The 24,727-nt window shown below is 70.1% G+C and carries 23 protein-coding genes; 8 read left to right on the top strand and 15 right to left on the bottom strand.

What is annotated here, in order from left to right:
* Positions 1-11: 11 nt before the first annotated feature.
* The 4 genes from ABD205_RS17485 to ABD205_RS17470 form a co-directional block, all read right to left on the bottom strand.
* On the bottom strand, positions 12-1,343 hold the full coding sequence (locus ABD205_RS17485) for a hypothetical protein (protein WP_344046998.1): 1,332 nt from the start codon (positions 1,341-1,343) through the stop codon (positions 12-14).
* Positions 1,344-1,581: 238 nt separating this feature from the next.
* The gene (locus ABD205_RS17480) at positions 1,582-2,241 is read right to left on the bottom strand and encodes an aggregation-promoting factor C-terminal-like domain-containing protein (RefSeq protein WP_344046996.1); all 660 of its coding nucleotides are present in this window, start codon (positions 2,239-2,241) and stop codon (positions 1,582-1,584) included.
* 203 nt (positions 2,242-2,444) lie between these two features.
* Positions 2,445-3,794, bottom strand: a complete 1,350-nt coding sequence (gene phoH2, locus ABD205_RS17475) for an RNA 5'-3' helicase PhoH2 (protein WP_344046994.1) — start codon at positions 3,792-3,794, stop codon at positions 2,445-2,447.
* A gap of 539 nt (positions 3,795-4,333) precedes the next feature.
* Positions 4,334-5,110 (bottom strand): isoprenyl transferase, encoded by a 777-nt coding sequence (locus tag ABD205_RS17470; protein WP_344046992.1) that lies wholly within the window; start codon positions 5,108-5,110, stop codon positions 4,334-4,336.
* A 65-nt stretch (positions 5,111-5,175) separates the two neighbouring features.
* On the opposite strand from ABD205_RS17470, the gene trhA reads away from it, so the two are divergent.
* The gene (trhA, locus tag ABD205_RS17465; protein WP_344046990.1) at positions 5,176-5,940 is read left to right on the top strand and encodes a PAQR family membrane homeostasis protein TrhA; all 765 of its coding nucleotides are present in this window, start codon (positions 5,176-5,178) and stop codon (positions 5,938-5,940) included.
* 18 nt (positions 5,941-5,958) lie between these two features.
* Here the strand turns inward: trhA and ABD205_RS17460 are convergent, their stop codons facing one another.
* Positions 5,959-6,828 (bottom strand): DUF1353 domain-containing protein, encoded by an 870-nt coding sequence (locus ABD205_RS17460; protein ID WP_344046988.1) that lies wholly within the window; start codon positions 6,826-6,828, stop codon positions 5,959-5,961.
* A gap of 15 nt (positions 6,829-6,843) precedes the next feature.
* A complete protein-coding gene (locus tag ABD205_RS17455; RefSeq protein ID WP_425573079.1) occupies positions 6,844-8,826 on the bottom strand; it encodes a thioredoxin domain-containing protein in 1,983 nt (660 codons plus the stop codon).
* Positions 8,827-8,977: 151 nt separating this feature from the next.
* On the opposite strand from ABD205_RS17455, the gene ABD205_RS17450 reads away from it, so the two are divergent.
* The 3 genes from ABD205_RS17450 to ABD205_RS17440 all read left to right on the top strand — a co-directional run bounded on the left by ABD205_RS17450 (position 8,978) and on the right by ABD205_RS17440 (position 11,191).
* Positions 8,978-9,346 carry a hypothetical protein gene (locus ABD205_RS17450; RefSeq protein ID WP_344046985.1) on the top strand — a complete coding sequence of 123 codons (369 nt, stop codon included), beginning with the start codon at positions 8,978-8,980 and terminating at the stop codon, positions 9,344-9,346.
* A complete protein-coding gene (locus tag ABD205_RS17445) occupies positions 9,346-10,749 on the top strand; it encodes a tyrosine-type recombinase/integrase (RefSeq protein ID WP_344046984.1) in 1,404 nt (467 codons plus the stop codon). The genes ABD205_RS17450 and ABD205_RS17445 overlap by 1 nt, the downstream gene beginning before the upstream one ends.
* A gap of 178 nt (positions 10,750-10,927) precedes the next feature.
* Positions 10,928-11,191: a zinc-ribbon domain-containing protein gene (locus ABD205_RS17440; protein WP_344046982.1), complete on the top strand. Its 264-nt coding sequence runs from the start codon at positions 10,928-10,930 to the stop codon at positions 11,189-11,191.
* Between the two features lie 6 nt (positions 11,192-11,197).
* Here ABD205_RS17440 and ABD205_RS17435 read toward each other — a convergent pair whose 3' ends face one another.
* Positions 11,198-11,515, bottom strand: a complete 318-nt coding sequence (locus ABD205_RS17435) for a hypothetical protein (protein ID WP_344046980.1) — start codon at positions 11,513-11,515, stop codon at positions 11,198-11,200.
* Positions 11,516-11,672: 157 nt separating this feature from the next.
* On the opposite strand from ABD205_RS17435, the gene ABD205_RS17430 reads away from it, so the two are divergent.
* From ABD205_RS17430 to ABD205_RS17415, 4 genes are all read left to right on the top strand, one after another.
* Positions 11,673-12,128: a hypothetical protein gene (locus ABD205_RS17430; RefSeq protein ID WP_344046978.1), complete on the top strand. Its 456-nt coding sequence runs from the start codon at positions 11,673-11,675 to the stop codon at positions 12,126-12,128.
* Between the two features lie 17 nt (positions 12,129-12,145).
* Positions 12,146-14,245: a ThiF family adenylyltransferase gene (locus ABD205_RS17425; RefSeq protein ID WP_344047539.1), complete on the top strand. Its 2,100-nt coding sequence runs from the start codon at positions 12,146-12,148 to the stop codon at positions 14,243-14,245.
* Entirely contained in the window at positions 14,242-14,364 is a 123-nt protein-coding gene (locus tag ABD205_RS17420; RefSeq protein ID WP_344046976.1) for a hypothetical protein, read from the top strand. Before ABD205_RS17425 ends, ABD205_RS17420 begins: the two co-directional genes overlap by 4 nt.
* A 1,095-nt stretch (positions 14,365-15,459) precedes the next feature.
* Positions 15,460-16,221 (top strand): hypothetical protein, encoded by a 762-nt coding sequence (locus ABD205_RS17415; protein ID WP_344046975.1) that lies wholly within the window; start codon positions 15,460-15,462, stop codon positions 16,219-16,221.
* A gap of 381 nt (positions 16,222-16,602) precedes the next feature.
* Here the strand turns inward: ABD205_RS17415 and ABD205_RS17410 are convergent, their stop codons facing one another.
* Genes ABD205_RS17410 through ABD205_RS17375 form a run of 8 tightly spaced genes read right to left on the bottom strand, consistent with a single transcriptional unit; the run spans position 16,603 to position 24,726 of the window.
* A complete protein-coding gene (locus ABD205_RS17410) occupies positions 16,603-17,553 on the bottom strand; it encodes an acyltransferase domain-containing protein (protein ID WP_344046974.1) in 951 nt (316 codons plus the stop codon).
* A 27-nt stretch (positions 17,554-17,580) separates the two neighbouring features.
* On the bottom strand, positions 17,581-19,206 hold the full coding sequence (locus ABD205_RS17405) for a family 20 glycosylhydrolase (RefSeq protein ID WP_344046973.1): 1,626 nt from the start codon (positions 19,204-19,206) through the stop codon (positions 17,581-17,583).
* Positions 19,203-20,066 (bottom strand): class II fructose-bisphosphate aldolase, encoded by an 864-nt coding sequence (locus ABD205_RS17400; protein ID WP_344046972.1) that lies wholly within the window; start codon positions 20,064-20,066, stop codon positions 19,203-19,205. Before ABD205_RS17400 ends, ABD205_RS17405 begins: the two co-directional genes overlap by 4 nt.
* Positions 20,060-21,016 (bottom strand): 1-phosphofructokinase family hexose kinase, encoded by a 957-nt coding sequence (locus ABD205_RS17395; protein ID WP_344046970.1) that lies wholly within the window; start codon positions 21,014-21,016, stop codon positions 20,060-20,062. The genes ABD205_RS17400 and ABD205_RS17395 overlap by 7 nt, the downstream gene beginning before the upstream one ends.
* Positions 21,013-21,957, bottom strand: coding sequence for an ROK family protein (locus ABD205_RS17390; RefSeq protein ID WP_344046968.1), 945 nt, complete (start codon positions 21,955-21,957; stop codon positions 21,013-21,015). Before ABD205_RS17390 ends, ABD205_RS17395 begins: the two co-directional genes overlap by 4 nt.
* Positions 21,954-22,829 (bottom strand): SIS domain-containing protein, encoded by an 876-nt coding sequence (locus ABD205_RS17385; RefSeq protein ID WP_344046966.1) that lies wholly within the window; start codon positions 22,827-22,829, stop codon positions 21,954-21,956. The genes ABD205_RS17390 and ABD205_RS17385 overlap by 4 nt, the downstream gene beginning before the upstream one ends.
* Positions 22,830-22,886: 57 nt before the next feature.
* A complete protein-coding gene (locus ABD205_RS17380) occupies positions 22,887-23,798 on the bottom strand; it encodes a carbohydrate ABC transporter permease (protein WP_344046964.1) in 912 nt (303 codons plus the stop codon).
* A complete protein-coding gene (locus tag ABD205_RS17375; RefSeq protein ID WP_344046962.1) occupies positions 23,791-24,726 on the bottom strand; it encodes a carbohydrate ABC transporter permease in 936 nt (311 codons plus the stop codon). Before ABD205_RS17375 ends, ABD205_RS17380 begins: the two co-directional genes overlap by 8 nt.
* Between the last annotated feature and the right edge of the window lies 1 nt (position 24,727).

Below are 24,727 nucleotides of genomic sequence, written 5' to 3'. Positions count from 1 at the left end.
CACGCCGGATGTCAGCGCGTGGTGAGCTTCTGCGAGTGCTCGTAGACCGCCGACAGGTTGCCCATCACATCGGCCGCCTGGACGCGGTAGACGAGGACGCCCTTGGTCAGCTTCGCGAGTCGGACGCTCCACGCCCTGGTGGTGGCCACCTGGAGGTAGCCGGCCTTCGCGAAGGCCCGCGTCTTGCGGCCGACCTTCACCCACGTGTGCTGGGCGGGGACGTAGGCGTAGTAGGCCGCGCCACGCTTCTCGACAGCCTTGACCCTCACCATCTTGACCGCGGTCTGCGCGTCACGGGCCGTGCCGGCGAGGAGCTTCCACGACCGGACCGACTTCCGCTTCGCACGCGGCAGGCTCAGTGCGACGGTCGGACCGAAGACGTCCTTCTTCACGACCACCGCGGTGCCGAGGGCGTCGTAGGAGTTGGCCGGGACGGCCTCGTCGGTCAGCGTGACCTTGGGCGTGTAGCTGCCGGCGACGGCGTACACGTGGCGCAGGGTCCGGTCGCCGGAGGCCACCGTCGTCGTCCCGTCACCCCAGGCGATCGACCGCTTGATGCTCGCGGCGGGGCTGAGGTTGTCCGTGGCGGTCGTCTTCAGAGTGACGCCGGTCCACCGCGCCCAGCCGCTCGCCGGGGTGATGCTGACCGTGCCCGTCGGCGCCGTGCTGTCGAACACGACGACGGCGTTGACGGGTGCCGGCGCGGTGTTGCCGGCGGCGTCCTTGAGGGTCACGGTGGGCTCGTAGCGCTTGGCCTCGCCGACCGTGACGGTGTAGTCGTGGACCAGCGGGAAGACCGGGTTGGTCGCGGTGGTGCCGTCACCGAAGTCGACGCTGACCGTGATCGCAGCGGGAGCGCTGACGTCGTCGGTGAGCGAGACCTGGTTGAAGGTCACCGGCAGCGTGCTGCTCGCCGGAGCGGCCCAGGTCGCGTTGTAGCTGCCGGCGGGCGCGGTCACGTCGGGCAGCACCGCACTCGCGGACGAGGCAGGGCCCTTGAACTTGCCGTAGACACCGACGATCTGGACCTTGATCGTGGTGCCGGCCTTGGCGGTCACGTGCGGCGCCCACGACGTGGCGGTGAGGTTCGCCTGCGCGAGCACGGTCGTGCCTGCCAGCACGGACGCCTGGAAGGACGTCGTGTTGGCGCCCGCCTTCCAAGTGGCCGGAACGACGTACGACGTCCCCGACATCGTGACCGTGCCGATGGCCAGGTCGGTCGGGGCCGACGGCCTGATCGGCTTGCCCTTGGCCTCCGCGGCGGCGGGCACGCCGATCGCCAGGCCGAGTGTGAGCAGAAGAGCGAGGACGCGCGGAGCGGCGCGACCGGTCGATGCGAACATCTGTGTCCCCCGGGTAGTCGAATGGTCGCCACCCGAGTGGCTCGACCACTGTCTCTCCGGGCTGCGGCCGACCTGAGGGTTTTTCCCCGATTTTTCCCGGGACCGCATTGCATTAGGTCACCTGGGCGGTCCCGGGACCGCGCCGACGGGCTACGGCGACCCCAGGGAACGACTCACCCGGGTGCAGATGCGAGGCTCCGCGGTCTAGACCACCGGGACCCCAGGAAGGGTTTGCGGCTCAGTACCAGTTGAAGGACTCGGAGTGGCCCCAGGCGCTGCAGGGCGACCCGTAGCGACCCTGGATGTAGCCCAGGCCCCACTTGATCTGGGTGACCGGGTTGGTCTCCCAGTCGGGGCCGGCGGAGGCCATCTTCGAGCCGGGCAGCGCCTGCGGGATCCCGTGGGCACCGGAGGAGGCGTTGTTGGCGAGCGGGTTCCAGCCGCTCTCCTTCGTCCAGAGCTGGTCGAGGCACCCGAACTGCGAGCTGTCCCAACCGAAGTCGCCGAGCAGAGCGCTCGCGATCGTCTTCGGGTCGCCGCTCGCGGCGTCCTCGGTGCGGGCGATCGCCCTGACCTGCGTCGGCGCGACAGCGGCCAGCGCGGCCACCTTGGCGGGGTCGGTGGCGGTACGCCGGTCGCTCGACCGCGAGACGCTCACCTCGCGTCGTACCGGCGTGGTGGCTGCCTGCGGCTGCTCCGGCTGGACCGGGCCGCTGACGGTGGCGGCCGCGAGGCTGCTGTCACCGTTGCCGAGAGCGAGGCCACCGGCGACGACGGTGCCGGTCGCGGCGGCCGCGAGGCCACCGAGGAGGACGGTTGCGCGAACGGCCTTCCGGGGTGCGTCGAGGACCGTGCGCTCAGGCGCCTTGCGGTGCCTGGGGGCGGCATGCTTCGACAAAGTCTTAACCTCGGGGTCGGCTTGAAGAACTCGAACACCATGCCTGACCGATCCAAGCCCTGCAAACCGAACGCGCATTTTCGATGCATGAAGTGAACAAATTCAGTCACTCCAGTCACACAAGTCACATGCGTCGCGAAATGCGCCGCGCCGAGGCTCGGATCACACGAGCCCCGGCGCGAGCGGGCGAGCGTTGGAACGGGTCAGAGCACGTAGCTCTCGAGCATCTCGGTGACGAGCGCGGCGATCGGGGAGCGCTCCGAGCGGGTCAGCGTCACGTGGGCGAAGAGCGGGTGGCCCTTGAGCTTCTCGATGACCGCGACGACGCCGTCGTGACGCCCGACCCGCAGGTTGTCGCGCTGAGCGACGTCGTGGGTCAGGACGACCTTGGAGTTGGCGCCGATACGCGAGAGCACGGTGAGGAGCACGTTGCGCTCGAGCGACTGTGCCTCGTCGACGATCACGAAGGAGTCGTGCAGCGAGCGGCCGCGGATGTGAGTGAGCGGCAGCACCTCGAGCATCCCCCGGTCGAGGATCTCCTCGACGACCTCCGGGCTGGTGACGGCGCCGAGGGTGTCGAAGACGGCCTGTCCCCACGGCCCCATCTTCTCGGCCTCGGAGCCGGGCAGGTAGCCCAGCTCCTGGCCTCCGACGGCGAACAGCGGCCGGAACACGACGACCTTCTTGTGCTGGCGACGCTCCAGGACCGCCTCGAGCCCTGCGCACAGCGCCATGGCCGACTTGCCGGTGCCGGCCCGGCCGCCGAGGGAGACGATGCCGACCTCGGGGTCGAGCAGCATCTCCAGCGCGATGCGCTGCTCCGCCGAGCGGCCGTGGATGCCGAACGCCTCACGGTCTCCCCGGACGAGGTGGACCTGCTTGTCGGGGCCGACGCGGCCGAGGGCGGTGCCGCGCTCGGAGAGGAGCACCAGACCGGTGTGGCAGGGCAGCTCACGGGCCTGCGCGAGGTCGACGACGCCGTCGTCGTACAGCTCGTCGAGGTCGGCGGCGGCGACGTCGAGCTCCGTCATGCCCGAGTAGCCCGTGTCGGAGTCGGAGATCGCCTCCGCGCGGTACTCCTCGGCCTCGAGACCCACCGCCGAGGCCTTGATGCGCAGCGGGAGGTCCTTGGACACCAGGACGACGTCCGCTCCCTCGTCGGCGAGGTTCTTCGCGACCGCGAGGATGCGTGTGTCGTTGTCACCGAGCCGGAAGCCCGACGGCAGAGCCGTGGGGTCGGTGTGGTTGAGCTCCACCCGGACCGAGCCGCCCTCGTCGCCGACCGGGACCGGCTGGTCGAGCCGACCGTGGAAGACGCGGAGGTCGTCGAGGGTTCGGAGCGCGGCGCGGGCGAAGAAGCCCAGCTCGGGGTGGTGCCGTTTACCTTCCAGCTCGGTGATGACGACGACCGGGAGGACGACCTCGTGCTCGGCGAAGCGTCGCAGCGCACCGGGGTCGGCGAGGAGCACGCTGGTGTCGAGGACGTAGGTCCGCACCGACGGCTCGGTGCCCGGGATCTTCGTGGAGCGGGAGGTCTTGGCCTGGGTAGCCACGCGGTTCACCCCTCACGGACCGCAGGCAGACACCCCTCGCCCCGGCCCTAGTTCATGCAGACGGACCGGAAGGATGCCCGAAGGCCGGGGTGCCGGCCCCCTTCGACGCAGGCACGCGTTGCCGATGCCTTCGTCTGCAGGTCGTGAGCGATCACGAGCGGGCCTCCCGATGCAGCGAGCTTCCCCACCCGCTGTTGGCTGGAAACGTACGCCGCCCCGGTACCCGAAAAAGGCGACACGCCCGCATTCGTCCGTGAACAGTACGTTTCGGCAGAAGAACCGGGACCGAGGTCCCTCCAGCCTGACGGAGCTCGCGTGCCGTGGCGGCAAGGCGGAGCGGCGAAGGCGACCTTGGAGCGGAGCGGGTCGCCGAGCCGCGACAACGCCGCCGACGCGGTGCGCGAGCTTCGATCAGCGGCCCATCCGGCCCCTGACGGAGCTCGCGTGCCGTGGCGGCAAGGCGGAGCGGCGAAGGCGACCTTGGAGCGGAGCGGGTCGCCGAGCCGCGACAACGCCGCCGACGCGGTGCGCGAGCTCCGTCAGCGGCCCATCCGGCGCTCGCGTTGGGCATAAGCCCGAAGAGCGCGGAGGAAGTCGACGCGGCGGAAGTCGGGCCAGTAGGCCTCGCAGAAGTAGAACTCCGACTTGGCGCTCTGCCAGAGCAGGAACCCGCCGAGGCGCTGCTCCCCCGACGTACGGATGACGAGATCCGGGTCGGGCTGGCCCTTGGTGTAGAGGTGGTCGGCGATGTGCTCGACGTCGATGATCTGGGCGAGCTCCTCCAGCGAGGTGCCACGCTCCGCGTGCTCGGTGAGCAGGGACCGGACGGCGTCGGCGATCTCGCGGCGGCCGCCGTACCCCACCGCGACGTTGACGAGCATGCCCTCCACGTCGTGGGTGGACTCCTCGGCGTGCTTGAGGCGCTCGGCCGTGCTGGCCGGCAGCAGGTCGAGCGCGCCGACCGGGTGCAACCGCCAGCGGCGCTGGTCGGCGAGCGAGTCGACGGCCTCCTCGATGATCTGGAGGAGCGGCTCGAGCTCGGCGGCGGGTCGGTTGAGGTTGTCGGTCGAGAGCAGCCAGAGCGTGACGACCTCGATGCCGACCTCGTCGCACCAGGTCAGCAGGGGCTCGATGTTGGCGGCGCCGACCCGATGCCCGTGAGCCGTGTCACGCCCGACAGCCTTCGCCCAGCGACGGTTGCCGTCGAGCATGACGCCGACGTGCTTCGGCAGGTTGTCGTCGTGCAGCTTGCGGAGCATGCGCGCCTCGTAGGCGGGGTAGAGCACCTTGCGGACTCCGCGCTTCCAATCGGCCACGACTCACAGGGTAAACCGTGGTGGGTACTCGGGTACGACGCCCACTCGCCGGGTACCGTCAACGCATGCCCGACCCGATCAACGTCCGCCTCGACCGCGCCCGCGAGCGCGGTCGCGAGACCGTCCGTGACCGGTTCGACAACTTCGCAGACGCCGTCTCCGAGACGATCGCGGACGTCAAGCCGAAGCTGCGCGGCTGGCTGCACGCCGGCAGCCTGCCGCTCATGCTCGCGGCCGGCGTCGTGCTCGTCGCGCTCGCTCCTGCAGGTCGCGCGAAGGTCGGCGCGATCGCGTTCATGGCGAGCGCGCTCCTGCTGTTCAGCGTCTCGGCGGTCTACCACCGCGGGACCTGGGGGCCGCGCACGCACGCGTTCCTCAAGCGGTGGGACCACGCGAACATCTTCTTGCTGATCGCCGGCTCCTACACGCCGTTCTCGCTCCTGCTGCTCCATGGCAGCGCGCGCGTGCTGCTGCTCTCCGTCGTCTGGACCGGGGCGGTGCTGGGCGTCCTGTTCAGGGTCTTCTGGAACAACGCGCCGCGCTGGCTCTACGTGCCGATCTACATGGCGCTCGGTTGGGCGGCGGTCTTCTTCATGCCGTCGTTCTTCAGCGGCGCGACCTCGCTCGGCCTCGGCATCGGCATCGCGGTCTTCACCATGATCTGCGTGGGCGGTGCGCTCTACACGCTCGGCGGCGTGGTCTACGGCTTCAAGCGCCCCGACCCGTGGCCGCGCTGGTTCGGCTTCCACGAGGTCTTCCACACGTTCACGGTGCTCGCGTTCGTCGCCCACTACACGGGCGTCTCGCTGGCGACCTACGCGATGCGCTGAGTCGCGTCCCGCGGCCGTTCAGGCCGACGCCACCAGCAAGGTGGTGAGCACGGCGCACGAGAGCACGACGACGCCGCCGGCGACGACGACCGCGAGCGGCGTCCGACGCGCGAGCCGCTCCACGGCCTGGTAGAGCAGCGTGATCACGGCGAGCGCCGCCGTCACGTGCAGCAGCACCGCGAGCGCGATCCCGGCGATCGCTCCGGCCACCGCGAAGCGCCCCCAGGTGAGGCCGAGCAGCAGCGGGATCACCACGGCGCCGGCCAGGCCGCCGACGAGCTCGAGCCACCAGGGCCGGTCGCCCATCCAGGGCAGCCAGTCGACGACGTCGAACAGGTCGAGCGTCGCGATCGTGCCGAGGATGCCGACGAGGCCGAGCGTCCCGTCGGCCGCGACCAGGTAGCGCACGTGGCGCGCCCTGCTCCACGACGGCGTGCCGACATGGATCGTCGCCAGCGTCACGGCCGCCCAGATCAGCCAGCGGCGGACCGTGCCGACGTGGGTGTCGCGCATGGCCCGTCGAAACACCCGGTCGGCCGTCGGTCGGTCCATCGGCCTGCCGACGTACTCCTGGCGCGAGCCGCCACCCACCAGGCCGTCGTGCAGCAGCGCCGGCGGCAGGTGGCTGCCGGTCTTCGGGACGAGCCAGGTGAACAGCGCCGGCACCGACGTCAGGTCCGTGCGGAACGAGACGAGGTCTGCGGGCACCAGCAGCTCACCGAGCTCCTCGTCGAGGTAGGCGATCCGGCGCAGCATCCGGAAGAGCTCCCGCTCCCCCTGCACGTCGCGCTCCAGGACGATGCGCGGCTGCGCGTTCGGGTCGGACGGCTCTGAGGCGGTGCCGCCGTCGTGGAAGCGGTGCGGTTGGGGCTGAAGGTCCGAGATCACGCCCTCATCTGAGCATCAGCCACCGACGGAGGCCAGCAGGTCCTCCGGCGTGGTGACAGGGCGCTCGCAGACGAAGCCACGGCAGACGTACGCCGCCGGGCGGCCGTCCACCGGGACGCGACCCTCCAGGAGCGGTATGTCGCCGCTCGGCCCGTCGGCGACCAGCACGACCGCGCCGGGGAGCCGGCGGGCGGCGGCGGCGAGCGCGTCCCGTTCGGCGCCGACCGGCCCGACGACCGCGACCTCGAGCGGGCCGTCGAGCATCGTCAGCGCGGCGGCCAGCGACCAGCCGGCGAAGCGCGGGGCCTGCTCCATCAGCCCGGTCACGGTGCCGAGAGCGGTCTCCGCCGCGTCCCGGTAGCGGCCCTCGCCCGTGACCGCGTGGGCGACCACGAGCGCGTGGACGGTCGAGGACAGGCCGCTCGGCGAGGCGTTGTCCGAGGGGTCGCGCGGTCGCGCTACCAGGGCCTCCGCGTCGACCGCGGTGTCGTAGAAGCCGCCGTCCTCGGCCCGGAAGAGCTCCAGGGCCGTGTCGAGCAGCCCGGTCGCCCGACGCAGCCAGGCCGGGTCGCCGGTCGCCTGCAGGAGGTCGAGGAAGCCGGTCGCGACACAGCCGTAGTCCTCCAGCACGCCGGCGTGGCGGCCGGCGACGCCGTCACGCGAGACACGGAGCAGCCGGTCGCCGTCGAGGTGCACGCGGACGAGCAGGTCGCCCGCAGCGGCCGCGGCATCGACGTACTCCTGCTCGTCGAGGAGCAGCCCCGCGGCGACCAGGCCACTGATCGCAAGTCCGTTCCATGCCGCGACGACCTTGTCGTCGCGGGCGGGTGCGACGCGCTCGGAGCGGGCCGCGAACAGTCGGCGGCGTACGTCGGCCAGCCGCTCAGCTCCGGCGACCTCCGCGTCGGGGTCGTGCCGCAGCTGGAGCGTGGACGTGCCGTGCTCGAACGTGCCGCCGGCGGTCACCTCGAAGACCTGCGCCGCCCACGCCCCGTCGTCCTCCCCCAGCACCTCGACGAGCTGGGCGGGGGTCCAGACGTAGAACCGACCCTCCTCCCCCTCGGTGTCGGCATCGAGCGCCGAGGCGAAGCCGCCCTCGCCGGTGCGCAGCTCGCGGATCAGGAAGTCGGCGGTCTCGCGGGCGACGCGGTCCCCGAGACTGGTGCCGAGGCGGGCGTAGAGACCGAGCAGCTGGGCGTTGTCGTACAGCATCTTCTCGAAGTGCGGCACCACCCAGCCACGGTCGACGGAGTAGCGGGCGAAGCCGCCGCCGAGCTGGTCGTACATGCCGCCGCGAGCCATCGCGGCGACCGTCCGGGCGAGCATGTGCCGGGCCCGCTCGTCGTCAGGCATCCGGCGCAGGAGCTCGAGCACCATCGACGGGGGGAACTTCGGGGCGCCCCCGAAGCCACCGGCCATCGGGTCGAAGTCGCCGGCCACCTTGTCGACCGCCCGTGCCACCAGCTCCGCGGACGGCTGCCCGCCGCCGAGCGAGGCCGCGGCCGACGACAGGTGCGATCGGACGGAGTCCGCCACCCGGCGTACCTCCTCGCCGCGGTTGGTCCAGGCGTCCGAGAGCGCCTGCAGGACCTGGCTGAACGCGGGCTGCCCGTGCCGCGGCTGGTCCGGGAAGTAGGTGCCGGCGAAGAAGGGGGTGCCGTCGTGGTCGAGCACGACGGTCATCGGCCAGCCGCCCTGTCCGGTCATCGCCGTCGTCGCGGCCATGTAGACGGCGTCGACGTCGGGCCGCTCCTCGCGATCCACCTTGACCGCGACGAAGTGCTCGTTGAGGTACGCCGCGGTCGCCGCGTCCTCGAACGACTCGTGCGCCATCACGTGGCACCAGTGACAGCTCGAATAGCCCACAGAAAGCAGGACAGGAATGCTGCGACGCCTCGCCTCCTCGAAGGCATCCTCGCCCCACTCCCACCAATCCACCGGATTCTCCGCGTGCTGGAGCAGGTACGGCGACGTCGCTCGGGCCAGCCGGTTCGCCATGATCGGACCTTCCTCGGTCACGTGTGTAGTGGTGGGATTTGCTGGCACCGGTGCCCCCAGCAAACGAGCCAGCAAACCCGTGAACAAATCTCTTCACGGGTTCACATGTGCACCATTGTCGTCACTCGATCGCGCCGAACGGTTCCCGGTCGTGAGTACCCACGCAAGCGCCACGGCGCAAACCACAGACCCGTCCACCACCTACCTGAACGCTAAGGAGGTCTTCGTCAGGTTCGGCTGGAAGAAGACCTTCGGCTACGACATGCTCAAGGTCGAGGGCTTCCCGACGCCCATCGGCACCAGGTACCGGCTCGACTCGCTCCTCCAGTGGGAACTCCGCGTCCTCGCGGGCGAGCTCTCCGGCCGACCCCCGCGCAAGCCCAAGCAGTTGGCGTCGAAGGACATCGACACCGAGCAGCAGGCGATCAAGCACGAGGCCGTGAACGAGAAGGTCGAGGAGACCTTCTCGCTCGGCAAGCGCCGCCAGACCCGCCGCAACCAGAGCAAGGACGCAGCCTGATGGGCCGGCCACGCAGCGACGGCGCGAAGTCCGTCCCGCCGGTCCGTATCGGCAAGCCCCGACCCAGCACATCGGGACGAGCATGGCGCGTCCGCGCCTATGCACCGACGCCCGGGGCCCCGAACGGTCGCGTCTCGTACCGCAATCCCGAGACGGGCAAGCAGACGAACCAGGTTCCCGCGGCCGGCGAGACGCTCGACACCCTCTTCGACAACGTCGAGCGTGCCCTCGACCAGAGGCTCGCGCTGGCGCCGACCAAGGACGACGACGGAGCGATCGTGGTCCGGAACCTCACAAACCTCGGAGAGATCTACCTGCAGTCGCTTCGCGACAAGAAGCGCAGCGAGGCGTACCTGGCGAACAGGACGTCCCTCCTGGCGCGATGGGTCTACCCCGTCATCGGAGACGTTCTGGTCGAGGACTGGTCGGTCGCAGACAGCGAAAAGGTCCTCGCCAACGCGCGGGCAGGTGAGCGGGACGCTCAGGGGAACGTGGTGAAGGCGCCGCTCGGGCCGGCTCGCGCCGAGGACCTCGGTTCGACGCTCGCGGGTCTGCGCCAGACCGCCCACATGAAGCGCACGGGAGGGCGATGGCTTTCCCTGGACGAGAACCCGCTCGAGGGCGTGTCCTACGGACGCAGCGCAGCGATTCAGGGGGCGAGCCGCGATTACGTGCCCCCTTCGCACCGGCCGGCCACCGAGAAGGTCTTGGCCGCGATCGCCATGGCAGATGAGATCTCCAAGTGGGCGTGGATGTCCCTCTGCGTTCTCATCGCCGCCTTCTGCGGGCTACGGCTGAGCGAGCAGCTCGGTCTCCGCGTCGTCGACATCGACCTGCGCAACCGAGAGATCGACGTCAACGGTGTCTGGGAGGTTCCGCGCAATGCAGAGATGCCCGGGTACTCCCGGGAGCGGTACCGCCGACCTCACACTAAGAACAGGAAGCGACGAACGGTCCCCTACCCGGGGACGGCGCACTCCCTCCTGATGAAGCGCATCCGAGAGGCACTCGACCTCGCGCCCCAGACCACCGAGGCCGACCTCATCGAGTCGATCGAGAAGGAGCGTGAGCGCCGGGCCGACCTCGCCGGTGGCGACTGGCGCGACCATCACGTCGCGACGACCGAGGAGGACTGGCTCTTCCCTGATCCGAGCGGTGTCCCTCCGACCAAGGAGGGGTTCAACGACGAGTGGCACATCATCCGCGACGCCATCAGCTGGAAGACCTATATCAAGTACCGGAACATGCGTCATCACGCCGCTCTCTGGTGGAAGGCGAACGGCCACAGCTGGGGGCTGATCGCCGAGTACGACGGGCACGACGTCAAGACGCTGCTGAGCTACTACGTCCTGGCCTCGGAGGACGAGCGCGGGAAGAGCAAGGACATCCTCAAGGGCCTCTAATGGAGAGCGGCAGGCGCCGGTCACGACTTCTCGTCTGACCGGCGCTTCGCTATCTCCTGCTCCAGGCGGACTAAGGCCATAGCCCAGATGGACTACCAGATCTCCTCGATTCTTCGTAGACCGAAAATCCCATGAACCTGCCATGTGCCAGGGCTCGCCAGTGTCCAGACTGGAGGACGTGAACAAGAACCAAGACCCCGACCGGAGGCACGCGGACGCGATGAGCACCCCCTTCACTCCCGAGAACATCTACGGCAGCGCTGATGGCCGCTGGTACCACGACGGCCGCGACGTCTCGGACCACCTAGTGTGGTGGCAGTGCACCGTCGGCCACAGCTGGCAGGCATCCCTCATCGTGCGCACCTCCTCCGACGACCCCGGTTGCCCGACGTGCTGGGCCGACGGACTCGGCGACCTGTTCAAGGGGCAGACGAAGCTCTAACGCGTCTCAGCTCTCGGCTCGAATTGAACGGGCGAACTCAGAGGCGGCTGCGGCGTACGCCTGGCGGCTCATCCAGCTCTTGCCGAGTGAGTAGTCCGACCATGTCTTCACGCTGAACCGGCCGCGGTAGGTGATCGCGGCGACCAGGCCGCGCTGCCCAGAGGCGTAGATCGTCCATGCGATGTCGTGCTGGGCTTGGGCGATGCGGAGGTCGGCCTCGGTGCCGTCCTCGGGTAGGACCCATGACAGTGCTTCCAGGCGGCCGAAGACCAACGGATCTGTGGCGTAGTCGCGGGGCATCAGCTTGCGGGTGGGAGTGCTCATGCGCTCAGTGGTGCCGTCACGTGCTGCTGGTGCATTGGGTTCGTTGTCCGGCGTTCACGCTCGGCCGCCGGAAGTTCACGACGGGCCCTGGCGTGTCCGGTTCACGTGGTGCTGAGGTCTGCCTGCTCGCACCCGCCGCTGATGACAAGGAGACTTCATGGACGACGAGCAGGCCAACGCGGACCAGCCCCCGCAGGACGACCCCAGCGTCCCCGAGCAGGACACGCCGCTCGCCACCCAGGGGCCTGACACCCAGCAGGCGGACACCCAGCAAGCCGACGGGACGGCGGACGGCCCCGCGCCGGCAGACGGCAGCGCGGAGACGGCGGCGACGGGCGAAGGGGTCGCGCCCCAGGCCGAGCAGGACGACGCTGGATCCGGGTCGGAGAAGTCTGAAGGCGTGGACGTCGAAGATGTCGAGGTTGTCGAGACGAGGTATGAGCCGGTCCTCGACGGTGAGGTGGTCATCGGGCACCGCGTCACGCGGCGGGTGGTGAAGCGCAAGCGCAGCAGCGAGAACCTCGGGGAGGACGTCACCGAGACGATCACCGAAGACCTGCCCGTCACGGTGCACCGCGGTCCGGGTGCAGAGCACCCGGCACCGGTCGGCTAGGGAGCGGCGTGGACAGCATGCCGACGGAGTCGGTGGCGCCCAGGTGGCACCATCGACTCCCCGAGCGTTGGAAGCGCGAGCTCGCCGAGCTGGACGAGAAGGTCGCCACCTCCGGCTGGAGATACCGGGTCCGCTGGCTCAGCACCGGCGAGGCGTGCCTCATCGTCCACTACCCGTTGGACGAGTCCACGACCGTGCCACTGCTGGTCGAGTTCCACCGCACCTACCCCCACTTCGCACCTGTGGTGACAGACCTCGACGCGGTTCTTGCCGGCGCACGTCATCGGCAGGTAAGAGACGGCACCTTGTGCCTCGTCCATGCCGAGGACTGGGACCCTCAGTCGACTGTCGCCGAACTGATCGCCACCCAACTCCCCAAGCTCCTTGCAATGAACCGCGGAGAGCCTCCATCCGGCTCTGCAACGCTCGAGTACCCGGCACCCGAGCCGGTCGCGCTGAGCATCGTCTCCGGTGAGCAGGCGATCATCGTCGGCGACCATGCGATGCCTGCCGGGGTCGAGCAGGGGGCGCTGGTGATGAGGTTCTCCTCGTCTGGCCGGCGCTTGGGCAGCGGCGTGGTCGAGCGGATCCTCGGTCCGGGGGTCGACATCACCACCGACCTACCCGACCAGCAGGTGGCCCGCTTCCCCGTCGCGGTCGCCGGACGGTGGATCAGGGACGCCGGCTACCAGCCTGGGGAGTCGGCGACCAGCGCATGGCACCGCATCTCGACGCGACTGCACCCGCTCCACATCGACGCAGCCGAACCCGGCAGCCTGTCCTCGCCCGAGGTCGTTGAAGTCATCGGGCTGCTCGTGCCGGACGAGACCGCGTACCGGACCCGGGGCGAATCCTGGGTCTTCCTGCTCCGTTTGCACACCTCGTCGGGCGGGGGCGCCGAGAAGGTGTGGCGAACCCACTACCGGCCCACCCAGTACCTGTCGCGCGCGCTGCTGGCCGAACGCACGCCGGTCGCCACCAAGCTCGCCGAGAAGTCGGTGGTCCTGGTCGGACTCGGTGCCATCGGGATGCCGTTGGCGACCGACCTCGTCTCGGCTGGTCTGGGCTCGATCCTGTGCGTGGACCGTGACCAGGTCGACGTCGCGACCGGCGTCCGACAACCCGCCCTGCTCACCTGGGCCGGCACAGCGAAGGCGTTCCAATCCCAGATCCTGCTGGAGGAAGCCGCCCCCTACGCCCGCATCAACTGCATCCGCGCCTCCATCGAGAGCTGCTGGGACCAGACACCGGCCGCCGCGGACCGGGCCGCCATGCGGCAGATCCAATCCGCTCTCGCCTCCGCCGACCTCGTGATCTGCGCGACCGCCAACCCGGCCGTGACCCGGTTCCTCGGGCAACTGCGCCAGAACCGGCCCTTCCTCACCGTCTCAGGCACCGCATCAGGATGGGGCGGCGTCGTCAGCCTCCACACCGCACAGAACGGGTGCTGGGCATGCGTCGGGCACCACCGCCACGACAACGCCCTCCCCGTGCCGCCCGCCGACCCGGACGGCTGGCTCACGCCCACGCGTTGTGCAGACCGCACCTTCCGCGGCGAACGACACCTCCTCCACCAGATCGCCCTGCACGCCTCAGCCGTCGCGATCGGCTTCCTCACCGACGAACCAATGCGGGGCGAGTACTGCGTCGCCTCCACCCGCGACACCCAGGGCCGCGCCGCGCCGATCGCCTGGACCACCACAGATCTACCGGTCCACCCGGACTGCCCCCTCCATCACGGCCCCAACCGCCAAGCCGGGGTCCGGCGGACCGCTCAGAGCAGGGGCCAGATGAGTATTGCGTCTGACGTTCGCCGCGAACTCACCCCAGCCGACCGGGGCGCCTGGCGCATCAGCACCACCAAGGAGACGCACGTCTTCGACCTGGACCGGCGGTTGATGTTCACCCTCCCCGAGGCCGGCGGCGCGCCGGTGTGCGTTGAAGGTGCGCAAATCCGGACCCGGCAGTTCGACGCACAACCCCTGGTCGAGGTCATCACGTGCCGCCAGGGCGAGCCGCTCGAGGCCAGTGTCGTTCGGGACGGTCGCGTTCAGCGGCTCGATCCGGCGATCGTCACCGCCATCGTCGGCTTCAGCATCGACGGGATCTCTCGATGAACCAGGCATCCGACGCCGACCCACACCTCGACGAGGCGCAGGAGCTGACCGGGGAGCTGACGGGTCGGCGGCTCGTCGTGGCGACGGCACCGACCACCTCTGAGACCTCGACGCCATGACCTACGTACGGATCCCCACTTCGGCCTCCCCTGCCGGCAGCCTGCCGCTGGACAACCGCGTCCTCAAGATCAACCGCGTGCGGTTGTGCCGCATGTCGGTTTCCTCGTTCATCTGGGTCGACGACCCCGACAACCCACTGCTCGAGCACTGGCGCAGGTCGTCCCGGGCCAGGTCGATCCGCCGCATGACCTCGAACACATCCAAGGACGCGCCCGAAGCGCGAGCCCCGTGCGTGTGGCGGGCGACGCGATCGAGGTGAACGGTGTGATCTCGCCGACCTCGCCGACCTCGCCGACAACATCGTGGAGAGACGACGTCGTCGCCCGGCCCACAGTCGGGCCCGTGGTCGTCTCTGCCATGTCGTGCACGAGCGTCGGCTCCATGGATCGGTGCGATGTAGTCAACTATTGGGGGCGAGTTGGACGCCCGAGATGCGGATAGCGAAGAAGCCCTACCCCTGACAGCTCTGGCCGACGGTCGGCTTGCAGCAGTCCTTCACGCAACTGCAATGGCCGCGCTGGTGGGAGCCGCGTGCCGTCGGAACGGCTCTGCCAGCACCGCGAAAATCGAATCGTGGGTCTAGTGCGATGACGACTTGTTAGGCGGTCGAATCGGTGCTGCCGTGCGACGGATGACCAGAGCGCCGGTCGAGCATGCTGACCCTCACGCCGCCTTCCCGGGTCGTGCCCATTCCGCAGCCCGTCGAGACTTTCGAGAGGGGGCACGAGCAAGCCTGATCAACCTTGCAGACCCCGCATACGGGCGCCTAGCCCCGCGGACCTGGATTGACGGCCCGCGATAAGTCGCGATCACGGACTTCGGGAATCCAAGCGCGCCCGCTAGGAGCGACTCGCCCCAGGGTGCGAGGTCCTCCGTCGCGCTCCTCAGACGTCTGCGCGGCGCGGTCTGGGAGCGCCTCATTGCGCACCCGGGATCGCCCCGGACGGTCGGCGAACATGCTGACCACTTCATCGACTTCGTTCACGCCTGGACTCCCAACGTCGACCGGCCGAGCCTCGGCGAACGGCAACACACGAACGACCGGGCTGGAGCAGTGCTATACGCCGGCGAGCACAGCGGACGCGCTGCTGGACGTGGCACTCGAGTTCACCGAAGCGCCGTTCGACCGGGCGTGGCTGGAGCCCGCGGCAGGATCGGGAGCGTTCACCTCGGCCATGGTTCGCCGAGGCCTGCCCACGCCGTTGGCCTTCGACATCGAGCCGAAGGCCCCCGGGATCCACCGGGCAGACTTCCTGACCACAGACTTGTCCGATCTGCACAACGCCGTGTGCGTGACGAACCCACCCTTCGGGCGCAACCACAAGCTGTCGATCCCCTTCTTCAACCACGCCGCGGCCGCGTGCGACGTCATCGCCTTCGTCGTTCCGCGCTCCTGGCGGAAGTGGAGCGTCCAGAACCGCCTCGACCGTCGGATGCACCTGGCGCACGACATGGATCTCGACATCACGTATGTCGACGAGGGAGGAGAATCGTTGACCGACTCACGGGCCCTTCGAACGGTGTTCCAGGTCTGGGTACGCCGCGACGAGATCCGTCCGGAGATCGTGGTCGAGGACCGGGGCTACCTCACCAAGACCAGCCCGGAGGAGGCCAACGTCGCCCTGACGGTTCGTGGCTACGGCTGCGGCACGGTGTCAATGGCCTTCGAGCGCCAGAAGAATTCGACTCGTATGTACTTCCGGGCGAGCGACGACGTTATCCAGGCGCTCCACCAGATCGACTTCTCACCGTCCTACAACAACGTCGCCTTCGTCGAGTCGCTGTCGTACCCGGAGATCAACCACTGCTTGAACGAGTACTTCGACGGCCGGGATGGCCTCGCCGAAGGCGCCTGAGCCCTCAGCCCGCGAGGGGCGGCGGCAGATCACGCCGCGGATCGACCGTCGCCCGTCTCGGATGCCCCGTTCGCGCAGTTCCTTGCGGGCGCCTCCTCGGTACTGCCGCCACCTCCCGTCGGCGCCTCCCCCGATCGTGGTGCGCGCCGGTTAACGGCTTATCGCTCGCTCGACGGTCGGCTCATCCCATTTCGATCGGCCGCGGGCGATCTCGTGTCAGAGGTTCTGATACCGCTCTTCTCCGCAGGAGCAGGCTCGCCCCCGGTCAGGCACACATCGCCACCACTGTGAAAGGGCGGAGCCTGCACACATCGTTTGCCCAGTTCAGGCCGCCAGTCCGCCGATCATCCCTGGGGACTTCTGCACGTATTCGGCACAGACTCAGACCGGGAAGCACCCCGTACGGACGTTCCACTCGCGACCCGACCTCAGGTGCTGGGTGAAGGCCCGCTCGAGCGTCGTGCGCTGCGGGAGCGTCTCGGGATCCACCTGGCCAGAGACCCGGAAGACGAACTCCTGCATCGACCATGAGGCGGCCATGCCGGTCCCGACGATCCGGTAGCGATCTTGGAACCGAATGATGTTGGAGTGCACAGGCAGGTACTCACGCAGCTGCGGGTCCATCAGCCAGGACAGGCAGACGAAGGCCTTGGGCCGCTCCTCGGGGTGCCAGAGCGCGAACTGCTCGAGTGCAGCGGCGTACGCCGCCTCACACTCGTCCGAGTCGAGGGAGCCCGTGGCGGGGATGTGCACGTTGAGGAGGATCTCGTCGTCAGCGAGCTCGCCGACGACCTCGGTCACGCCGACCTGCGCGTCGGGCAGGAGGATGGAGCGGACGCGCTCGAACTGCAGCCGGCCGACGGCGTAGAGAAGACCGCGGAGGTGGTTGCTGAGCCAGCGGAGCTCGTCGAACCCGGGCCGTCCGCGCAGCTCCTCGTGCCGGGTGACGTAACGCGGCAGGTCGGCGAGCGTGTCCCAGGTGACGTGCTCGGGGACGCCCCTGGCGGCGTGGTACTCCACGAGTGACGGGATGCAGGCGAGCAGCGCGAGCACGTCGCCGTAGAGCTGGGCGGGCCGTGCGTCGGGTTCTTGCGGCACGCCGACAGGAGCCTCGGCGCCGATGACGCCGAGGCCGGCCCGAACGGCCGACGCGATTGCGCGGATCGCGGCGCGGAGGTCGTCGGGCGCGGCGTCGAAGTCGTCGCGGGCCGCGAGCAGCGCGGCGAAGACCTCGGGCGTTGCAGCCATCAGGTCGAGGTAGCGCGCGATGTCGTCAGCGGTCGGCACGTCCGGCGGCGCGAGGGCCGGGACGGGGGTGATGTCTGGCTCCATGTTCGTGTCCTTCTCTCGGAGAGCCGCTCAAGCCTCGGGCCAGTCGACCAGGGACGAGCGGAAGTAGCCCCAGTCGCGACGCTGCCAGATCGACCCCTGCGCGGCCAGCCGGTCGCGGTAGTCGTCCCACGCGGTGGCGTCGGAGGGCGACCATGCCTTCTCCGCCACTCCGGGGAGGCGGGGCAGGAGCAGGAAGTGGGCGTCGGCCGCGTCGGCGACGGTTTCCCCCCACAGCGCCGCCTCGACTCCTGCGATGACCGCACCGTCGGCCAGGCCGGCGAGGAGCCGCTCAGGGTCCCAGTCGAGCACGTCGCGGACGGTCGCGCCGGGGTACGACGACAGGCCGATGCGGCCGCGCGACTCCTCCTGCGCCGGATCGGCGGACGGCTCGGCGTACGGCACGTCGAGATAGGTGTGCTTGGTGGGCGACATCAGGACCTTGGCGCCGCGCTCCGCGGCTCGGACGACGTCCTGGCCGGCCTTGGCGAACTTCTCGACGAGCACGGCTGCTAGCTCGGGCGGGATCTGCAGCCCTTCAGGCATCGACCCAAGGTCGGCAGCAGCGAAGTCGTCGGCCCGGTCGAACCAGTACTGCACGACCTCGTCGGGGCCGATGTCGGCGCGGGCGATCTCCTGCCAGCCGACGATCCGCTTGCCGAGGCCGCGGACGAGTCCGACGACGTGCTCGATGAAGGGCGCGAACTCCTCGTCGGAGACGCCGAACGCCTCGTCGCCGCCAATGTGGACGAACGGGCCCGGCGTGAGCGCGACGACGTCGGCGAAGACGTCGGCGAGGAACCTGTCCGTACCGGGGAGATCGAGGTGGAGTGCGGAGGCGAAGATGCCCGCTCCGACGACCGCCTCGGGCGCCTCGCCGGTCGACGTGAGCTCGGGGTAGGCGCGAAGGGCCGCGGTCGCGTGGCCGGGGACGTCGATCTCGGGCACGACCGTCACGCCGCGTCGTAGGGCGTACGCGACGAGGTGGCTGAGGTCGGAGGTCGTGTAGTGGCCGCCCGGGCGGTCACCGAGGGCGCCTGCACCGCCGACCTCGGCCAAGGCGGGCCGCGAGGGCACCTCGACCCGCCAGCCCGCGTCCTCGGTGAGGTGCAGGTGCAGGACGTTGAGCTTGTAGAGCGCGAGCATGTCGACGATGCGCTCGACCTCCTCGACGGCGAGGAACGTTCGGCCGACGTCGAGGGTCAGGCCCCGCCAGGCGAAGCGGGGCGCGTCGAGGATCCGCACCGCTGGAAGGGCCCCGTCGGTCGAGGCCGCGAGCTGGCGCAGGGTCGACAGTCCGTTGCGGATGCCCTCGACGTGGGTCGACCACACTCGGGCTCCCGTCGAGGAGATCTCCAGGCCGTAGCGCTCGGCACGCGGGTCGCCGCCGCTCGGGCTCACCCCGGTCGTGTCGGGCAGACCGGCAAGATCGGCCTCGTCCGCGACAAGCTCGAGGTGCACGGTAGGCGCCTCACCGCTCGCGACCGGCCCCGCCTGGATGGCGATACCGGTGTCATGGCGAAGGTCCTCGACGAAGAGTTCGGCGAGGTCGCGGAGGTCGTCGACGCCCGTCACGCGGACGGAGTCGTCGTCGAGTCGGAAGCCGCCGTTGTCGCCGGTCTGGAGCCGGACGGGGTGAGGGATCAGCGTGGTCATCGGTTCCCTGTCAGAGTGATGGCGGATGCGGCCGGAGCGGCGATCGCCCGTTGGCAGTCGGCGACGGCGTCCGCCATCGCGGAGCGCGCCGGAGCGAGGTAGACACGGGGGTCCACGACCGAGTCCTCGACCAGCATCTCGCGGACGGCCCCCGTGAACGCCAGGTTGAGCAGCGTCCCGATGTTGATCTTGACCATGCCCCGTGCGACCGCCTCGGCGAGGTGGTCGTTCTCGATGCCGGAGGACCCGTGCAGCACGAGCGGGACGGGCACGGCGTCGCGCAGGCGCTCGATGAGGTCGAGGTCGAGCCGACCGACGCGGGCGCGCATGGCGTGTGAGCTCCCGACGGCGACGGCCAGGCCGTCGACGCCGGTCGCCGCAACGAAGGCTGCGGCCTGGTCCGGGTCGGTGCGTACGCCGGGCGTGTGTGCACCGCCCTTCCCACCGATCTCGCCGAGCTCGGCCTCGAGCCACAGTCCGTGCCGGTGCGCCCAGGCAGAGGCCTCCCGGGTCGCGGCCACGTTGGCCTCGTCGTCGAGCTTCGAGGCGTCAAACATCACCGAGCTCACCCCGCAGGCCGTGGCCGAGTGCAGCAGATCGACGTCCTCCACGTGATCGAGGTGCAGGGCGAGCGCGGCCGAGCTCGCCTGCGCGACGGCCCTGGCGGCAGCCGCGATCGCGAGCGGTCCGCCGTGGAAGCGCGCGGCGTTCTGACTGATCTGCAGGATGGCCGGCAGGCCGCTGGCCTCGGCGCCGGCGGCGACCGCCTCGGCGTGCTCGAGCGTGATCACGTTGAAGGCGGCGACGCCACAGCCGCGTCCGCGGGCGTCCTCCACGAGCTCGGCGGTGGTGGTCAGCACGTCTGAGGGGTCCTTTCGTCCAAGGGTCGGTGGGGATCGGCGGCGATCTCGACAAGGGCCGCCAGCTCGGTGGCACGCTCGGATGAGACGACGCCTGCGACCGGTTCGCAGACCGCGGCAGCCGACCAGGCGACGGCTGCGCGGAGGATGGTCGGCCAGTCGGCGCCGCCGGCGAGACCGGCGGCGACCGCGGCAACCGCCGCGTCCCCGGCACCGGTCGGATTCGCGACTCGGATCGCGGGTGGTCGGGCGAGCCACACCTGGCCTCCAACGTCCGCGAGCATCCCGTCGGGGCCGAGGGAGACCACCACGGCACCGGCTCCGGCGCGCCGCAGGGCAGCCGCCCCCTCCCCCGGGTCGTCGAGACCGGTCGCCTCGCGCAGCTCGTCACGATTGGGCTTCACGACGTCAGGCCGAGCCGCGAGGCTGGCCATCAGAGCCGGGCCTTCGGCATCCACGACGACCGGGACACCCCGTGCCCGTGCCGCGGTCGTGAGCTCGGCGTACGCATCGAGCGGGACCGCCGGGGGCAGAGATCCGGAGAGCACCAGCACCCTCGCGCAATCGAGGAGGTCGACCACGCTCTCGCGGACGGCGGCCCAGTCGATGGAGTCGGCGGCAGGTCCCGGCTCGCACAGGACGGTGGCTCGACCGCCGGTCTCCACGAGGGTCACCGTGGTGCGGGTGCGTGCGATCGGACCGCCGTCGACCAGGTGGTACGGCGTCCCCGACCGTGCCAGGTCCTCGTGCACCGCCCGACCGGGCTCGCCGCCGTACAGGCCGACCGCGAGGGTCGGGTGCCCGAGCTGGTGCAGGACGCGACTCACGTTGATGCCCTTGCCGCCGGCGCGTCCCGACGCCTCGCCGACGCGGTGGGTCTGTCCCGGTCGTAGGGCACCCATCGGGTAGGTCACGTCCCAGGCGGGGTTGAGGGTGACGGTGACGATCACGGCCGGCCGCCGTCCCGAGCGGCGTCCCGGGCGAGAAGTCCGGCGCCGACGAGCGCGGCGCGGTCGCCGTGCACGGCCGGCAGCAGTGGCGGAGGGGACCCGAACGGGTGCCTCGCGGCGAGCAGGTCGCGCAGTGGCGCCAGCAGCTGGTCCCCGGACTGCGCGAGACCGCCACCGAGCACGATCGCTGACGGATCGACGACGAGGGCACACACGGTGAAGACCTCGGCTAGCGCTTCGATCGCCTCCCGCCAGATCCTGCTGGCCTCCGGCTCCCCGCGAAGGGCGGCAGCGGCGATGTCGACGGCAGCGACATGCCGTCCGCTCAGCATCTCGAATCGCTCGGTGATTCCGCGTGCCGACGCGACGGTCTCCAGGCAACCCCGCTGCCCGCAGGGGCAGAGGGCGTGGTCGCCGACGGAGACGGCGACGTGGCCGATCTCCCCGGCTCGCCCGTGACCGCCGGCCAGCGGGACGCCGTCGACGACGACCGCACCGCCGATGCCGGTGCCGAGGGCGACGAACAGCAGGGAGGAGCCAGGCTCGCCCGCGACCGCCTGGGCTTCGGCGCGCGCGGCGGCTCGGATGTCGTGGCCGAAGCCGACCGGGACGCCGTGCTCGTCGGCGACCAGGCGCCGGAACGGTACGTCGCGCCACCCGACCGCACTCGACCAGACGGCGGTCCCTGCCTGTTCGTCGACGAGACCCAGCGTCGCGAGGCCGATAGCGCGTGGCCGCTCCCCCAGATGGGTGCGCCCCCAGGCGACGGTGTCGCGCACCTGCGCCAGGACGCGGTCGCGAGCGGCACCGGGGCCGTCCTCGCGGAGCATTGCGGACCGCGTCTCGTAGACGACCGAGAGGTCGGGGCGAAGGACCGCCGACTTGACGGTCGTGCCACCGGCGTCGGTCGCGACGAGGTAGCCGGACGGCTCGCTGCTCATGAGCCCAGCAGCACCGCGCGGGACAGGTGCCGCGGGTGGTCGGGGTCGAGGCCGCGTCGGCCGGCGACGGCGACCGCGAGCCGCTGGATCCGCACGAGGTCGACCTGCGGGTCGTCACCGTGGTTCACGAACGTCGCTCCCGTCGCCTCGACCTCGGCACGGAGGTCTTCGCCACCGGGGCCCAGGTGCCACACCACCCGACCGGGGGCGGCGATGCTGATCGGGCCGTGTCGATACTCCATCGTCGGGTACGCCTCGGTCCAGCAGTTGGCGGCCTCGCGCAACTTCAGCGCCGCCTCCTGGGCGACCCCCAGCGCCCATCCGCGGCCGAGGAACGTGAACTGCTCCGCCTCGACCCAGGTGGGGTCGATGGCCTCGGCGAGTGCGGCGTCGGCGGCGTCCGCCAGCGCGGCCACGCCCTCGCCGAGGTGGGCGCGGAGCGCCGTCAGTGCCGTGCTGGCGAAGAGCGTCTGCACGACGGACTGCTCGTCGGCGAAGCCGAGGTCGAGGACGGAGTCGGCGTGGTCGGCGATGGGCATGGTCGGCACGGCCGTCAGCGCGAGGGTCGGCGCGTCGGTCCGGCCTCGGAGGAAGGTCAGGATCTCGGTCGTGGTTCCCGACCTCGAGATCACGACGTACCGGTCGTAGCGGCGGCCGGCGGGGAACTCCGACGCGGGGAAGGCGTCGGTCTCCCCGAGGCCCGCGGACTCGCGGAGGTCGGCGTACGCCATCGCCATGTACAGCGAGGTCCCGCATCCGACGACCGCGACGCGCTCGCCCGGCCGGGGCAGCTGTCCGCAGCCCGCGGCGGCGAGCGCGGCGCGGCGCCAGGCGGAGGGCTGGCGGGCGATCTCGGTGGTGATGTGACTCATCGGTTAGTTCCTTCTGTTGACGACCACAGGGGTCGCAGCTGGTCGTGGAGGGAGGGCTTAGCCCTTGGCGCCGGAGAGCGCGATGCCCTCGAGCACACGTCGCTGCATCCCCACGAAGACGATGATCAGCGGCAGGACGGCGACGAGGGAGCCGGCCATGAGGACGGGGTAGTTGGTCGGGAACAGGCTCTGCAGGTAGGCGAGGCCGACGGGCAGCGTCATCTTGGCGGGGTCGGTGTTGACCACGAGCGGCCAAAGCAGGTCGTTCCAGGACTGGATGATCGTGAGCAGTCCGAGGGCGACCAGGCCGGGGCGAGCCAGGGGCAGCATGATGCTCCAGAAGATGCGGCCCGTGCTGGCACCGTCGAGCCGTGCCGCCTCCTCGAGGTCGGCGGGCAGACCGGCGAAGAACTGCCGGAGCAGGAAGGTGCCGAAGACCCCGAACATGCCCGGCAGGATGAGCGCCGGCAACGTGTTGAGCAGGCCGAAGTGGAGCATCAGGTCGTACTGCGGGGCGAGCAGGAGCTGGGCAGGGACCATTAGCACCGAGAGGTACAGGGCGAAGAGCACGTTGCGGCCAGGGAATCTCAGCCGGGCGAAGGCGTAGGCGGCCATCGCGCAGAACAGCACCTGGCCGATGGTGCGCAGGACCGTGCTCAGGACGCTGTTGACCAGCATCGCGGTCAGCGGCACGCCGCCGTGGAGCGAGGTGCCGTAGTTGCCCCACTGAGGGTTCTGCGGCAGCCAGGTCGGGGGGACGCTGGTCGCTTCGGTCAGCGACTTCAGCGAGGTCAGGACCTGCCAGACGAAGGGTCCGGCAAGCCAGAGCGCGGCGAGCACCAGGAGCGCGTGGGCGCCGATCGAGGAGAGCCTCACGCGACGCCGGGCCCGTGCCGGAGACGCGACGGAGCGGTGCTTGCTGCTCGTCGCGGGCGCCTGGGGCGCCTGGCGCACGACGGTGTCACTCATAGTGGACCCACCGCTTCTGGAGTGCGAACTGGACGGCGGTGACGAGCACGACGACGGCGAGCAGGCTGAACGCGATGGCCGAGCCGTAGCCGCGGTCGTTCTGGTTGAACGTGTGCTCGTAGAAGAAGTAGAGGACGGTGCGGGTCTGTGGAAGCGCCGGGTTGGAAGACCCGATCATCACGTAGATGAGGTCGAACATCTGCAGCGTCGAGATCACGGTGAGCACCGTCATGAAGAAGATCGTCGGGCTCATCAGCGGCACCGTGATGGCGAAGAACCGTCGCACCGGGCCCGCCCCGTCGATCTCCGCGGCCTCGTAGTAGTGCGGTGAGATCGACTGCAGACCGGCCATCATGATGATCACGCCGTAGCCGATCCCGGCCCACATCCCGACCATCGCTACCGCGACGAGCGCCGTGTGAGGGTCGCTCAGCCAGTACGGTCCGTGGATCCCGACCTTCGCCAGACCGATGTTGATCAGGCCGTAGTCGTGGTGGAAGAGCCACTTCCAGACGATCGCGATCGCAGCGGGCATGGTGACGGCCGGAAGGAACATGAGGACCCGGTACGTGGTCACGAACCTCCGGCCGGGCTTGGCCAGCAGCACCGCGAGCACCAGCGAGATCGGCACGCCGAGCAGCGCGATGAGCGTGTACCAGAGCGTGTTGACGAACGCCTGCCGCAGCTCGGGGTCGTGGACGAGCTGTCGGTAGTTGTCCAGCCCGGTCCAGGTGTGACCCCCGAAGGGTCCGCTGGTCGTGAAGCTCTCGTACAGCGTCTCGGCCGCCGGCCAGAGGTAGAACAGGAACAGGCCGACCGTCGCCGGGGCGAGCAGGACGAGCGCCCAGCCCGCGTCCTGCCGCCGGCCCGGGCGCGAACGCCCGGGCCGCGGAGGACGGCGTACGGCCGTCGTGGAGCTGACAGACATG

This window comes from Nocardioides panacihumi (assembly GCF_039530925.1).
Taxonomy (GTDB): domain Bacteria; phylum Actinomycetota; class Actinomycetes; order Propionibacteriales; family Nocardioidaceae; genus Nocardioides; species Nocardioides panacihumi.
Note: the sequence above shows the minus strand (reverse complement) of the source record. Positions and strands in the feature narration are given on the sequence as shown.

What these genes read in the sequence shown, in the direction of transcription:
- ABD205_RS17485 (WP_344046998.1), bottom strand. Translation starts at nt 1,343, where the DNA reads ATGTTCGCATCGACCGGTCGCGCCGCTCCGCGCGTCCTCGCTCTTCTG.
- trhA (WP_344046990.1), top strand. Translation starts at nt 5,176, where the DNA reads ATGCCCGACCCGATCAACGTCCGCCTCGACCGCGCCCGCGAGCGCGGT.
- ABD205_RS17455 (WP_425573079.1), bottom strand. Translation starts at nt 8,826, where the DNA reads ATGGCGAACCGGCTGGCCCGAGCGACGTCGCCGTACCTGCTCCAGCAC.
- ABD205_RS17445 (WP_344046984.1), top strand. Translation starts at nt 9,346, where the DNA reads ATGGGCCGGCCACGCAGCGACGGCGCGAAGTCCGTCCCGCCGGTCCGT.
- ABD205_RS17435 (WP_344046980.1), bottom strand. Translation starts at nt 11,515, where the DNA reads ATGAGCACTCCCACCCGCAAGCTGATGCCCCGCGACTACGCCACAGAT.
- ABD205_RS17430 (WP_344046978.1), top strand. Translation starts at nt 11,673, where the DNA reads ATGGACGACGAGCAGGCCAACGCGGACCAGCCCCCGCAGGACGACCCC.
- ABD205_RS17425 (WP_344047539.1), top strand. Translation starts at nt 12,146, where the DNA reads ATGCCGACGGAGTCGGTGGCGCCCAGGTGGCACCATCGACTCCCCGAG.
- ABD205_RS17420 (WP_344046976.1), top strand. Translation starts at nt 14,242, where the DNA reads ATGAACCAGGCATCCGACGCCGACCCACACCTCGACGAGGCGCAGGAG.
- ABD205_RS17410 (WP_344046974.1), bottom strand. Translation starts at nt 17,553, where the DNA reads ATGGAGCCAGACATCACCCCCGTCCCGGCCCTCGCGCCGCCGGACGTG.
- ABD205_RS17405 (WP_344046973.1), bottom strand. Translation starts at nt 19,206, where the DNA reads ATGACCACGCTGATCCCTCACCCCGTCCGGCTCCAGACCGGCGACAAC.
- ABD205_RS17390 (WP_344046968.1), bottom strand. Translation starts at nt 21,957, where the DNA reads ATGAGCAGCGAGCCGTCCGGCTACCTCGTCGCGACCGACGCCGGTGGC.
- ABD205_RS17385 (WP_344046966.1), bottom strand. Translation starts at nt 22,829, where the DNA reads ATGAGTCACATCACCACCGAGATCGCCCGCCAGCCCTCCGCCTGGCGC.
- ABD205_RS17380 (WP_344046964.1), bottom strand. Translation starts at nt 23,798, where the DNA reads ATGAGTGACACCGTCGTGCGCCAGGCGCCCCAGGCGCCCGCGACGAGC.
- ABD205_RS17375 (WP_344046962.1), bottom strand. Translation starts at nt 24,726, where the DNA reads ATGTCTGTCAGCTCCACGACGGCCGTACGCCGTCCTCCGCGGCCCGGG.